Source organism: Pseudomonas sp. P7779, assembly GCF_013386315.1.
Taxonomy (GTDB): Bacteria; Pseudomonadota; Gammaproteobacteria; order Pseudomonadales; family Pseudomonadaceae; genus Aquipseudomonas.
Genome location: NZ_JACARZ010000020.1, coordinates 1 through 13,310 on the forward strand (window position 1 = coordinate 1; position 13,310 = coordinate 13,310).

14 protein-coding genes are annotated in these 13,310 nt (G+C 57.4%); all 14 read right to left on the reverse strand.

The window, feature by feature from the left end; genetic code table 11:
* Positions 1-50 precede the first annotated feature (50 nt).
* Positions 51-1,418: a bifunctional UDP-N-acetylglucosamine diphosphorylase/glucosamine-1-phosphate N-acetyltransferase GlmU gene (gene glmU, locus HX869_RS07345; protein ID WP_102370203.1), complete on the reverse strand. Its 1,368-nt coding sequence runs from the start codon at positions 1,416-1,418 to the stop codon at positions 51-53.
* A gap of 115 nt (positions 1,419-1,533) precedes the next feature.
* Positions 1,534-1,959, reverse strand: a complete 426-nt coding sequence (locus tag HX869_RS07350) for a F0F1 ATP synthase subunit epsilon (protein ID WP_008439541.1) — start codon at positions 1,957-1,959, stop codon at positions 1,534-1,536.
* A 44-nt stretch (positions 1,960-2,003) separates the two neighbouring features.
* Entirely contained in the window at positions 2,004-3,383 is a 1,380-nt protein-coding gene (atpD, locus tag HX869_RS07355; RefSeq protein WP_003213545.1) for a F0F1 ATP synthase subunit beta, read from the reverse strand.
* Between the two features lie 27 nt (positions 3,384-3,410).
* Entirely contained in the window at positions 3,411-4,271 is an 861-nt protein-coding gene (gene atpG / locus HX869_RS07360; RefSeq protein ID WP_003213547.1) for a F0F1 ATP synthase subunit gamma, read from the reverse strand.
* Between the two features lie 50 nt (positions 4,272-4,321).
* Positions 4,322-5,866 (reverse strand): F0F1 ATP synthase subunit alpha, encoded by a 1,545-nt coding sequence (gene atpA, locus HX869_RS07365; RefSeq protein ID WP_003213549.1) that lies wholly within the window; start codon positions 5,864-5,866, stop codon positions 4,322-4,324.
* A 21-nt stretch (positions 5,867-5,887) separates the two neighbouring features.
* A complete protein-coding gene (locus HX869_RS07370; protein WP_003213551.1) occupies positions 5,888-6,424 on the reverse strand; it encodes a F0F1 ATP synthase subunit delta in 537 nt (178 codons plus the stop codon).
* A 12-nt stretch (positions 6,425-6,436) separates the two neighbouring features.
* The gene (locus HX869_RS07375; protein WP_008439543.1) at positions 6,437-6,907 is read right to left on the reverse strand and encodes a F0F1 ATP synthase subunit B; all 471 of its coding nucleotides are present in this window, start codon (positions 6,905-6,907) and stop codon (positions 6,437-6,439) included.
* A 56-nt stretch (positions 6,908-6,963) separates the two neighbouring features.
* Entirely contained in the window at positions 6,964-7,221 is a 258-nt protein-coding gene (atpE, locus tag HX869_RS07380) for a F0F1 ATP synthase subunit C (RefSeq protein WP_002555987.1), read from the reverse strand.
* A 133-nt stretch (positions 7,222-7,354) separates the two neighbouring features.
* Complete coding sequence (gene atpB / locus HX869_RS07385; RefSeq protein ID WP_003213554.1) at positions 7,355-8,224, reverse strand: F0F1 ATP synthase subunit A; 870 nt, start codon at positions 8,222-8,224, stop codon at positions 7,355-7,357.
* A 16-nt stretch (positions 8,225-8,240) separates the two neighbouring features.
* Positions 8,241-8,648, reverse strand: coding sequence for a F0F1 ATP synthase subunit I (locus HX869_RS07390; protein WP_003213556.1), 408 nt, complete (start codon positions 8,646-8,648; stop codon positions 8,241-8,243).
* Positions 8,649-8,796: 148 nt separating this feature from the next.
* Entirely contained in the window at positions 8,797-9,669 is an 873-nt protein-coding gene (locus HX869_RS07395; RefSeq protein ID WP_063033750.1) for a ParB/RepB/Spo0J family partition protein, read from the reverse strand.
* Between the two features lie 9 nt (positions 9,670-9,678).
* Positions 9,679-10,476 (reverse strand): ParA family protein, encoded by a 798-nt coding sequence (locus HX869_RS07400; RefSeq protein WP_003213559.1) that lies wholly within the window; start codon positions 10,474-10,476, stop codon positions 9,679-9,681.
* A gap of 18 nt (positions 10,477-10,494) precedes the next feature.
* A complete protein-coding gene (rsmG, locus tag HX869_RS07405; protein ID WP_178902933.1) occupies positions 10,495-11,139 on the reverse strand; it encodes a 16S rRNA (guanine(527)-N(7))-methyltransferase RsmG in 645 nt (214 codons plus the stop codon).
* Positions 11,136-13,028 (reverse strand): tRNA uridine-5-carboxymethylaminomethyl(34) synthesis enzyme MnmG, encoded by a 1,893-nt coding sequence (mnmG, locus tag HX869_RS07410; RefSeq protein ID WP_087694608.1) that lies wholly within the window; start codon positions 13,026-13,028, stop codon positions 11,136-11,138. The genes rsmG and mnmG overlap by 4 nt, the downstream gene beginning before the upstream one ends.
* Positions 13,029-13,310 lie beyond the last annotated feature (282 nt).

Genomic DNA, 13,310 nt, shown 5'->3' on the forward strand with positions numbered 1-13,310 from the left:
GCAAGCCCGCTCCCACATAAGTACCGCAGTGTTTGAGGGTTGTGGATAACTCAGGTCTTTTTGATTTTGACCGGGCGTTTCCAGCCGTCGATGTTGCGCTGGCGGGCGCGGGCGACGGCCAACTGGGACTTATCCACATCCTGGTTGATGGTGGAACCTGCGGCGGTGTTTGAACCATCACCGATAGTGACGGGGGCGATCAGCGAGTTGTTGGAGCCGATAAACACGTCTTCGCCAATGGTCGTCTGGTACTTGTTGGCGCCGTCGTAATTGCAGGTGATGGCGCCTGCGCCGATATTGCTGCGGGCACCGATCACTGCATCGCCGAGGTAAGCCAGATGGCCGGCCTTGGCGTCGTCACCCATCCGGGCGTTTTTCAGTTCGACAAAGTTACCCACGTGGGCCCTGGCTCCCAACACGCTGCCCGGACGCAAACGCGCGAACGGGCCGGCATCGCTGCCCTCGCCCATCACCGCACCGTCGATATGGCTGTTGGCCTTGATCACCACACCCTTGCGCAGGGTGCTGTCCTTGATCACGCAGTTCGGCCCGATCACCACGTCGTCTTCAATGACCACGCGGCCTTCGAGAATCACGTTGATATCGATCAGCACGTCGCGGCCAACGGTGACGTCACCCCGCACATCGAAACGTGCCGGATCACGCAGCGTCACGCCCAGCGCCATCAGGCGGCGGCCTTCACGCAGTTGGTAGTGACGCTCCAGCTCCGCCAGTTGCTTGCGGTCGTTGGCGCCCTGCACTTCCATCGGGTCGTGGGGCTGTTCGGTGGCTACCACCAGGCCATCGCTGACGGCCATCTCGATGACGTCGGTCAGGTAGTACTCGCCTTGGGCGTTGTTGTTGGACAAGCGGCTCATCCAGTCAGCCAGGCGGTCAGCCGGCACAGCGAGGATGCCGGTGTTGCCTTCAGTGATGGCGCGCTGGGCTTCGCTGGCGTCTTTATGCTCGACGATGGCGGCGACCTTGCCGTCAGCGTTGCGCACGATGCGACCGTAGCCGGTCGGGTCGTCCAACTCGACAGTGAGCAAGCCCATCTGGCCTGGCACCACGTGCTTGAGCAGGCGCTGCAAGGTTTCCACTTCGATCAGCGGCACGTCACCGTAGAGGATCAGCACGGTGTCGGCCTTGATGAACGGCACGGCCTGCGCGGTGGCATGGCCGGTACCCAATTGCTTGTCCTGCAATACGAAATTCAGGTCATCCGCCGCCAGCCGCTCACGCACCACATCGGCACCGTGGCCGATCACCACATGAATGCGCTGTGGATCCAGCTGCCGGGCGCTGTGGATAACATGGCCAAGCATGGAGTTGCCGGCAACCGGGTGCAGCACCTTGGGCAGGGCCGAACGCATACGGGTGCCCTGGCCTGCGGCAAGAATTACGATTTCGAGAGACATGAATGGCTACCAATCCTGGGCGGTCAGACTTCAGACCAAAGAAGTGTTTTGCAAAAAAAGAAAAAGGGTAGCCGAGGCTACCCTTTTTAATCAATCACGCATGAGGTTTGACGGCTTAGCCGCCAAACTTCTTGCGGATCTGCTGGACGGTGCGCAGCTGAGCTGCGGCCTCGGCCAGACGTGCAGCAGCAGAACCGTAGTCGAAATCTGCGCCTTTTTCGTTCAGGGCCTTCTCGGCAGCCTTGACGGCTTCCTGAGCGGAGGCTTCATCCAGGTCGGCAGCACGTTGCACGGTGTCGGCAAGTACCTTGACCATGTTCGGCTGAACCTCGAGGAAACCACCGGAGATGTAAAACACCTCCCGTTCCCCGCCCAGCTTGGTCAGAGTGATCGGACCAGGCTTCAAGGATGTAATCAATGGCGCGTGGCCAAAGTTAATACCCAGGTCGCCCAGTTCGCCGTGTGCAATCACACTCTCGATCTGACCGGAGAAGATTTCCCCTTCCGCGCTGACGATATCGCAATGGAATGTCATAGCCATCTGCTTGCCTCAACCTGATTAGCGCCCGTTACCGGGCGCCGGAATTACAGTTTCTTGGCTTTCTCGATCGCTTCTTCGATGCCGCCGACCATGTAGAACGCTTGTTCTGGCAGGTGGTCGTAGTCACCGTTGAGGATGCCTTTGAAGCCAGCAATGGTGTCTTTCAGGGAAACGTATTTACCCGAGGCACCGGTGAAGACTTCAGCCACGAAGAACGGCTGCGACAAGAAGCGCTGGATCTTACGAGCGCGGGATACCAACTGCTTGTCGGTTTCCGACAGCTCGTCCATACCCAGGATCGCAATGATGTCCTTCAGTTCTTTGTAACGCTGCAGAACGTACTGGACGCCGCGAGCGGTGTCGTAGTGTTCCTGGCCGATGACGTTCGGGTCCAGCTGGCGCGAAGTCGAGTCCAGTGGATCGACCGCTGGGTAGATACCCAGGGAGGCGATGTCACGGGACAGTACGACGGTGGCGTCCAAGTGGGCGAACGTGGTCGCTGGCGACGGGTCAGTCAAGTCATCCGCAGGTACGTATACCGCTTGGATCGAGGTGATCGAACCGTTTTTGGTCGAAGTGATACGCTCTTGCAGAGTACCCATCTCTTCGGCCAGGGTCGGCTGGTAACCTACTGCGGAAGGCATACGGCCCAGCAGTGCGGATACTTCAGTACCGGCCAGGGTGTAACGATAGATGTTGTCGACGAACAGCAGAACGTCGTTACCTTCGTCACGGAACTTCTCGGCCATGGTCAGGCCGGTCAGTGCTACGCGCAGACGGTTACCCGGCGGCTCGTTCATCTGACCGTAAACCAGTGCCACTTTGTCCAGAACGTTGGAATCCTTCATCTCGTGGTAGAAGTCGTTACCCTCACGAGTACGCTCACCCACACCGGCGAACACGGAATAACCGCTGTGCTCGATGGCGATGTTACGGATCAGTTCCATCATGTTTACGGTTTTGCCTACACCGGCACCACCGAACAGACCGACTTTACCGCCCTTGGCGAACGGGCAAACCAGGTCGATAACCTTGATGCCGGTTTCCAGCAGGTCGTTGCCGCCTGCTTGTTCCGCGAAGGAAGGCGCAGGACGGTGAATGCCCCAGCGCTCTTCGGTGTCGATTGGACCGGCTTCGTCGATCGGGTTACCGAGGACGTCCATGATCCGGCCCAGAGTCGCTTTACCGACCGGTACGGAGATGGCTGCGCCAGAGTCAGTGACTTCCAGACCGCGCTTCAAGCCTTCGGTGGAACCCATTGCAATGGTACGAACCACGCCGTCGCCCAGCTGCTGCTGAACTTCCAGGGTGGTGCCTGCATCGCTTTTGACTTTCAAAGCGTTGTAGATGCTCGGTACGCTGTCGCGTGGGAATTCCACGTCGATAACGGCGCCGATGATTTGAACGATACGTCCGCTACTCATAGCTGGATCCTCTGAATATTTGAACCGTTAAACCGCGGCAGCGCCGCCGACGATTTCCGAGATCTCTTGGGTGATCGCAGCCTGACGCGCCTTGTTGTAGATCAGCTGCAAATCGCTGATCAAATCACCGGCGTTGTCGGTAGCGTTCTTCATCGCGATCATCCGCGCAGCTTGTTCAGCCGCGTTGTTCTCGACCACCGCCTGGTACACCTGCGACTCCACGTAGCGCACCATCAAGCCGTCAAGCAGCTCTTTGGCGTCTGGTTCGTAGAGGTAGTCCCAGTGGTGCTTGAGTTCTTGTTCCGGGGCGGCCACCAATGGAATCAACTGCTCCACGGTAGGCTGTTGCGTCATGGTGTTGATGAACTTGTTGGATACCACGGAGAGGCGGTCAATCCGGCCTTCCAGGTATGCATCCAGCATCACCTTGACGCTGCCGATCAAATCATTGATCGACGGTTCTTCACCCAGGTGGCTGATAGCTGCAACGACGTTACCGCCGAAGTTGCGGAAAAAGGCCGCACCCTTGCTACCGACCACACACAGATCGATCTCGACGCCTTTTTCGCGGTTTACCGCCATGTCCTTGACCAGGGCCTTGAACAGGTTGGTATTCAAACCACCGCACAAACCACGGTCACTGCTCACCACGACATAACCGACGCGCTTTACTTCGCGATCGATCATGAACGGGTGGCGATATTCCGGGTTGGCGTTGGCCAGATGACCAATAACCTGGCGGATACGCTCCGCGTAGGGACGGCTAGCAGCCATGCGCATTTGTGCCTTGCGCATTTTGCTGACCGCCACTTTTTCCATGGCGCTGGTGATCTTTTGCGTGCTTTTGATGCTCGCAATCTTACTGCGAATCTCTTTTGCGCCTGCCATGTAACACCTATCAGGTTAGCAAGCGGGAGCCTCGCGGCCCCCGCTGCGGCTTACCAGGTTTGGGTGGCCTTGAACTTCTCGATACCGGCTTTGATGCCAGCGTCGATGTCGTCATTGAAGTCACCCTTCACGTTGATCTTCGCCATCAATTCGGCGTGATCGCGGTTGAAGTAAGCAATCAGCGCTTGTTCGAAGCTGCCGACCTTGGTGATTTCAACGTCGGTCAGGAACCCACGCTCAGCGGCATACAGCGACAGCGCCATGTCAGCGATCGACATTGGTGCGTATTGCTTCTGCTTCATCAGCTCGGTAACGCGCTGACCATGCTCAAGTTGCTTACGGGTCGCTTCGTCCAGGTCAGAAGCGAACTGGGCGAATGCCGCCAGTTCACGGTACTGAGCCAGAGCGGTACGGATACCACCGGAGAGCTTCTTGATGATCTTGGTCTGAGCGGCACCACCCACACGGGATACCGAAACACCGGCGTTCACTGCAGGACGGATCCCGGAGTTGAACATGGCCGATTCCAGGAAGATCTGACCGTCGGTGATGGAAATCACGTTGGTCGGAACGAACGCGGAAACGTCGCCAGCCTGGGTTTCGATGATCGGCAGTGCGGTCAGGGAACCGGTTTTGCCGGTCACTGCGCCGTTGGTGAACTTCTCTACGTATTCTTCCGAAACGCGGGATGCGCGCTCCAGCAGACGGGAGTGGAGATAGAACACGTCGCCTGGGTAAGCTTCACGGCCTGGTGGACGGCGCAGCAGCAGGGAAATCTGGCGGTAAGCCACTGCTTGCTTGGACAGATCGTCATAAACGATCAGCGCGTCTTCACCGCGGTCGCGGAAGTATTCGCCCATGGTGCAACCGGAGTACGGTGCCAGGAACTGAAGTGCAGCGGATTCCGAAGCACTGGCGGCCACGACGATGGTGTTAGCCAGGGCGCCGTTTTCTTCCAGCTTGCGAACCACGTTGGCGATGGTCGATTGTTTCTGACCGATGGCTACGTAGACGCAGAAAATCCCGCTGTCTTTCTGGTTGATGATCGCGTCGATCGCCAGAGCGGTTTTACCGATCTGACGGTCACCGATGATCAGCTCACGCTGGCCACGGCCGACAGGAATCATGGCATCGACAGCCTTGTAGCCAGTCTGTACAGGCTGGTCTACCGACTTACGCCAGATCACGCCTGGAGCAACTTTCTCGACCGCATCGGTCTCGGTGTTGTTCAGCGGACCTTTGCCGTCAACTGGGTTACCCAGTGCGTCGACAACGCGACCCAGCAGTTCCTTACCAACCGGAACTTCCAGGATGCGGCCTGTGCACTTGGCGCTCATGCCTTCGGCCAGAGTCTGGTAGGAGCCCAATACAACGGCACCTACAGAGTCTTGCTCCAGGTTGAGGGCCATACCGTAGACGCCGCCCGGAAACTCGATCATCTCGCCGTACATTACGTCGGCCAGACCGTGAATCCGCACGATGCCGTCAGATACGCTGACGACAGTGCCTTCGTTACGGGCTTGGGAGGTCACATCGAGCTTGTCGATGCGGCCCTTGATAATTTCACTTATTTCGGAAGGATTGAGTTGCTGCATTGCTCTGCTGCCCCTTCAAACTCAAGATTTCAATGCTTCGGCAAGATTCGCGAGTTTGCCGCGAATCGAGCCATCGATAACCAGGTCGCCGGCGCGAATGATGACACCACCAATCAGGGTGGCATCCTCCGCAACTTGCAGGCGCACTTCCCGGTCGAGTCGTGCACTGAGAACCTTGGCGAGTTTGTCTTGCTGTTCTTGGTTCAATGCAAAAGCACTGGTCACTTCAACATCTACCGATTTCTCTTGTTCGGCCTTGTACAGGTCAAACAGAGCGGCGATCTCCGGCAGAAGCGGGAGACGGTCGTTTTCGGCAACGACGTGGATGAAGTTCTGCACTTTCACATCAAACTTGTCGCCGCACACGTCAATAAACGTGGCGGCCTTGTCTGCGCTCGTCAGTCGCGGGGCCTTGAGCACGCGCTGCATGGTGTCGTCTTGCGACACTGCTGCAGCCAGGCCGAGCATGGCTGACCAAGAGGCCAGCTGCTGGTGGGCCTGGGCGTGCTCGAAGGCTGCCTTAGCGTAAGGTCGGGCCAACGTGGTCAATTCTGCCATGATCGCCCTCGCTTAAATTTCAGCAGCCAGTTTGTTTACCAGCTCCGCGTGCGCGTTTTGATCGATTGTGGCACCCAGGATCTTCTCAGCACCGCCGACGGCCAGAGCACCCAGTTGGGCACGCAGCGCATCTTTGACACCGTTCAGTTCCTGCTCGATCTCGGCTTGAGCCTGAACCTTCACACGGTCAGCGTCGATACGGGCTTTTTCAACAGCCTCTTCAACGATCTGGTTACCGCGTTTCTTGGCTTGCTCAATGATTTCAGCTGCCTGAGCTTTCGCTTCGCGCAGTTGTTGACCCGCTTTATCTTGGGCCAACTCCAGGTCGCGAGCTGCTCGTGCGGCAGCGTCCAGTCCGTCTGCGATCTTCTTCTGACGTTCGTGCAAAGCCGCGATGACCGGAGGCCATACGAACTTCATGCAGAAAACTACAAAAATCAAGAACGCTAAGGACTGACCAATAATGGTTGCATTAATGTTCACGCCAATACCTCGCTCGTTCGTTGCACAACACACCAATCACTCGAAAAAACGAGTGATTAACCGGCGAGTTGACCAACGAAGGGGTTCGCGAAGGTGAAGAACAGAGCGATACCAACACCGATCATGGTCACGGCGTCGAGCAGGCCGGCGACGATGAACATTTTAACTTGCAGCATTGGAACCATTTCTGGCTGACGCGCTGCGCCTTCCAGGAACTTGCCGCCCAGCAGGCCGAAACCAATGGCAGTACCCAGGGCGCCCAGGCCGATCAACAGTGCAACAGCGATAGCGGTTAGACCAACTACAGTTTCCATCTTTCCTCCCGACTTTTACGTCGTATGGTTTAGGTTTTTTAGATTTTAAAGCGGTAAAACAAATCGTTTCATAGCCCTTCAGGGCTACCCTCCCGTTTGACCGGGAGGGACATCAGACTAGTCGAGACTGGTCTTAATGGTTCTCTTCGTGCGCCATCGACAGGTAGACGATGGTCAGCATCATGAAGATAAACGCCTGCAGGGTGATGATCAGGATGTGGAACACAGCCCACGCCCACTGCAGAACAATGCCCAGGCCGCTAAGCCAGAGCAGACCACTGCCGAACATCACAGCGATCAGAATGAACACCAGCTCGCCGGCATACATGTTGCCGAACAGTCGCAGGGCCAGGGAAATCGGCTTGGCGACCAGGGTCACGAACTCCAGCAGGAAGTTCACCGGGATCAGCAGCGCTTGAACGAAGATGTTCTTGCTGCCGAACGGGTGCAGGGTCAGTTCGCCGATGAAGCCGCCGATGCCCTTGATCTTGATGCTGTAGAAAATGATCAACGCGAACACCGACAGGGCCATGCCCAGGGTGGCGTTAGGGTCCGTGGTCGAAACCGCACGGAATGGAATGTGGTGATCGCCGGAGATCAGGATGGCCAGCTGAGGAATCCAGTCGACCGGGATCAGGTCGACGGCGTTCATCAGGAACACCCAGACGAAGATGGTCAGTGCCAACGGTGCAATCACCGCGCTACGACCATGGAAGCTGTCCCGCACGCTGCCATCGACGAATTCGACCAATACTTCAACGAAGTTCTGCAAAGCACCTGGCTGACCGGAAGTCGCCTTCTTTGCCGCCATGCGGAAAATCAGGACGAAGATCAGGCCCAATGCGACAGACCAGCCCAGAGTATCCAGGTGGAATGCCCAGAAGCCCATTTCTTTGGCTTCTGCTGCGGAGTGGGCAAAGCCCCAGCCGCCGTTGGGAAGCTGACCGAAGGTCAGGTTCTGCAAGTGGTGCTGGATATAGCCCGAAGCGGTTGTTTCTGCCATGGTTGCCTCAAACGCCCTAAGGTTTCGAAAGTCTTGTTTTCATTAGCAGGGGAGCGAACCAGCTGACCAGTTGGGTCAACACGAAGACGCCGAATACAGCCAGCGGCGCCAATGGCTTCACACCTGCAAAGGTCAGTGCAAACAGCACTGCCGTCAAAATCAATTTCCCCGCTTCGCCGGCATAAAAAGACCGGACGATAGCCTGGGCTGCTCGGGCGCCGGAAAACCGAAAGGCCCTGTGAGCAAAATACATATTGGGCAGCAAGGCTATCAGGCCTCCGCAGAGTCCCGAGTATCCGGCTACGACTCCATACCAATACCAGAGCGCCAAAGAGGCGATCAGTAAAATGACAAATTGAGCCACTAAAACCGGGAAAACGGCCAAGCGATGGAACGGCAACGTGTTTGGCGTGCGGGTTTCCATCACTCTTGCTCCTCAATGGTCGGCTGCCGGAAATCAATAACTTGGCATAATTTGTGCCGACAAAATGCGCGCAGAGTATAGGGGCGGTTCTGCCCCTATTCAACTGCCGGGTAGTGATTTCCGACTGCGCGCTACAGAAGCAATTGTTTCAGCGGATGTGGGCAAGGACGCCCTGAAGCTCATCCAATGAGTTATATCCGATGACCAATTGCCCTTTGCCTTTCTTGCCATGACGAATTTGCACCGCAGAGCCTAGGCGTTCGGCCAGGCGCTGCTCCAGGCGTGCAATATCCGGATCAGGTTTGGCGGTTTCGACCGGTGCAGGTTTGCCACTGAGCCACTGGCGAACCAGGGCCTCGGTCTGACGAACGGTGAGGCCTCGTGCGACAACGTGTCGCGCCCCCTCAACCTGTTGATTTTCCGGCAAACCGAGCAAAGCACGGGCATGACCCATTTCCAGGTCGCCATGGGAAAGCATGGTTTTGATGACTTCCGGCAGCGCGATCAGGCGCAACAGGTTGGACACGGTAACCCGGGACTTGCCCACCGCATCCGCGACTTCCTGCTGAGTCAGTTTGAATTCCTGCTGCAAACGCTGCAGGGCGATCGCTTCCTCGATCGGATTGAGGTCTTCACGCTGGATGTTCTCGATCAACGCCATGGCGATGGCGGTTTCATCCGGCACATCGCGCACCATTGCCGGAATGGTTTCCTTGCCGGCCTGCTGGCTGGCGCGCCAGCGGCGCTCGCCGGCGATGATTTCAAAGCGGCCTGCACCAATCGGGCGCACCACGATCGGCTGCATCACGCCCTGGGCCTTGATCGAATTCGCCAATTCCTCCAGCGCCTGCGGGTCCATGTCCCGGCGCGGCTGGTATTTGCCGCGCTGGATCAGGTCCAGCGGCAGGTGCTGCAGCTCGCGCTCGTCGGCCTGCACTGCCTGTTCTTCAAGCGAAGTGACAGTCGGACCACTCAGCAGTGCATCCAGTCCACGTCCGAGACCTCGTTTCTTGACGGCCATGGGGATTCCTTAAGTTGGCTGGGCTGCAGCGGTGCGTGAATTACGGCGTTGACGGCGAACCATCTCGCCGGCCAGCGCCAGATAGGCAATGGCGCCGCGGGAAGACTTGTCGTACGCCAGCGCGGGCATGCCATAGCTTGGCGCTTCGGCCAGGCGGATGTTGCGTGGAATCACGGTGTCGTAGAGCTGATCGCCGAAGTGTTCCTTGAGCTGTGCCGACACATCGTTCATCAGGCTCAGGCGCGGGTCATACATGGTCCGCAGCAGGCCTTCGATTTGCAGGTTCGGGTTGAGCAACTCGGCGATACGCTTGATGTTATCCACAAGGTCGCTCAAGCCTTCGAGCGCGAAATACTCGCACTGCATGGGGATAATCACCCCGTCGGCCGCAACCAGTGCGTTCAACGTCAGCATCGACAGCGACGGCGGGCAGTCGATCAAAATGTAGTCGTAATTCTCGCGGATCGGCGCCAGGGCGCTGCGCAGACGGCTTTCTTTCATCTGCATTTCCAGCAGCACCACTTCCGCCGCGGTCAAATCGCGGTTGGCCGGCAGCAGTTGATAACCGCCGTGCTCGGAGAAGTGCATGGCCTGGGCCAGGTCGCACTCGCCAATCAGCAAGTCGTAGACCGAGTTTTCCAGGCCGTGTTTATCCACACCGCTACCCATGGTGGCGTTGCCCTGTGGATCGAGATCGATCAACAGCACCCGACGCTTGGTAGCGACCAGGGATGCTGCGAGGTTGATGCAGGTGGTGGTTTTGCCCACGCCACCTTTCTGGTTCGCTATCGCGAATACCTTAGCCATTCTTGCTTGTGTTCCCAATCATGCCGTGCGGCGCAGTATCAGCAGATGGCGTTGGCCTTGGCAACCGGGTACGGCCAAGGCGTGTTCGCTATCGAGGTGGAAGTCTGCCGGCAATGCTAACAGCTCGTCGCTTGGATGAATGCCCTTCATTGCCAGCCAACGGGTATCGCGGTCGCCGAGGTGGCGGGTCCAGTTGCTGAAGTTCTCCATGCTGCTGAACGCCCGGGAAACAATTCCGTTGAAAGGCTGTTCAGGCGTAAAGGCTTCGACGCGACTGTGGATAACTTGCAGGTTATCCAGCTTGAGTTCGAGTTTGACCTGGGTCAGGAAGCGGGTTTTCTTGCCGTTGCTGTCCAGGCAGGTCACTTGCGACTCCGGAAACAGGATCGCCAGCGGGATGCCGGGCATGCCGCCGCCGCTGCCAACGTCGAGCCAGCGGCCGTTTTCGATAAACGGCATCACGCTGAGACTGTCGAGCAGATGGCGGGAGACCATTTCGTCCGGGTCACGCACCGCCGTGAGGTTGTAAGCCTTGTTCCATTTGATCAACAGGGCCAGATAACCCAGCAGCAACTCGTGCTGGGCTTCGGTCAAGTTGACGCCAAGCTGGCGAGCACCTGTGGATAACTCTTCGGCGTGTTGCGAGGTGACCAACGAACTCAAGCGCTTTGCTCCAACTGACGGCCCGCGCCGCGTTTTTTCAAATGAATCATCAACAGCGAAATGGCTGCCGGCGTGACGCCCGGGATACGGGACGCCTGGCCCAGGGTCTCCGGTCGAGTTATCCCCAGCTTGCCTTGGATCTCTTTCGACAGCCCGGAAATGTTTGTGTAATCGATATCCACAGGCAGCTTGGTGTCTTCGCTGGCCCGCAGACGAGCGATCTCATCCTGCTGACGGTCAATGTAACCGGCGTATTTGGTCTTGATTTCGACCTGCTCGGCAACCTGTGGATCTTCTGCGCCAGCGCCGGTGACCGAGATCAGACCAGCGTAGTCGATTTCCGGCCGGGACAGCAGGTTCAGCAAGTTGTATTCGTGAGTCAGCGGCGTGCCGAATTTTTCGGCAATCGCATCGCCTTGCTCGGTGCCCGGGCGAACCCAGGTACTTTTCAGGCGTTGCTCTTCCAACTCGATACTTTCGCGTTTTTTGCAGAAGGCCGCCCAACGCACGTCGTCGACCAGGCCCAATTCGCGACCTTTTTCGGTCAAGCGCAGGTCGGCGTTGTCTTCCCGCAGGATCAGGCGGTATTCGGCCCGGGACGTAAACATCCGGTACGGTTCCTGGGTTCCGAGGGTGATCAGGTCGTCGACCAACACACCGATGTACGCCTCATCGCGACGCGGGCACCAGCTGTCTTTGCCCTGTGCACGCAGTGCCGCGTTGGTTCCGGCCAGCAAACCCTGGGCGCCGGCTTCTTCGTAACCGGTGGTGCCGTTGATTTGCCCTGCAAAGAACAAACCACCGATGACCTTGGTTTCCAGGCTGTATTTCAGGTCACGCGGGTCGAAGTAGTCGTACTCGATGGCGTAGCCAGGACGCACGATGTGCGCATTTTCCATACCGCGAATCGACTGCACGATCTGGATTTGCACGTCGAACGGCAAGGAAGTTGAAATCCCGTTCGGGTACAGCTCGTGGGTAGTCAGACCTTCCGGTTCGATAAAGACCTGGTGGCTTTCCTTGTCGGCAAAGCGGTGGATCTTGTCTTCGATCGACGGGCAGTAGCGCGGGCCAATACCTTCGATCACCCCGGAATACATCGGCGAACGGTCGAGGTTCGCAGCAATGATTTCGTGGGTGCGAGCGTTGGTATGGGTAATCCAGCAACTGACCTGTTTCGGATGCTGTTCCTTGGAGCCCATGAACGACATCACCGGGATCGGTGTATCACCGGCTTGCTCGGTCATCACCGAGAAATCCACAGACCGGCCATCAATTCGCGGCGGCGTGCCGGTTTTCAGGCGACCAACACGCAGTGGCAGTTCGCGAAGGCGCTGAGCCAGGGCGATTGACGGTGGATCACCGGCGCGGCCACCGGAATAGTTCTGCATACCGATGTGGATAAGTCCGCCGAGGAAGGTACCGGTGGTCAACACCACGGATTCTGCGAAGAAACGCAGGCCCATTTGCGTGACAACACCGCGTACCTGGTCTTGTTCGACGATCAGGTCATCGGCTGCCTGTTGAAATATCCACAGGTTCGGCTGGTTTTCCAGGGTTTCGCGGACAGCGGCCTTGTACAGGATGCGGTCGGCTTGAGCACGTGTGGCTCGTACGGCCGGGCCTTTGCGACTGTTCAATACGCGAAATTGAATACCACCCTTATCGGTGGCCATGGCCATCGCGCCGCCCAGGGCATCGATTTCCTTGACCAGGTGGCTTTTGCCAATCCCGCCGATCGCGGGGTTGCAGCTCATGGCGCCGAGGGTTTCCACGTTATGCGTCAGCAACAGGGTTTTTGCCCCCATGCGTGCTGACGCCAGTGCTGCCTCGGTACCGGCATGACCGCCGCCGATGACGATCACTTCAAAACGGGAAGGGAAATCCACCACGCACCTCGTGCCTGCTTCTGTAGGTAATTAGGAATGAGCGTTCGAGATCAGGTTTTCGAACGAGTCGGCAAGTATAGGGACTTCGCCCTTCCTAAAGAACCCTTTGCACAAAATTTAACCAGCTGTGGATGAATCACGAACAATAGAAATTAAAAGAGAGAAATTTATTAAATCTTTGTTTTTATGTTTATTTCTACTGAGGCATGTTTCTGTGGATAGATCTCTACAGGCCTTTATTTACTTTATGTACAGAGATTCAAAAGTCTGTGGTTAGGTGCC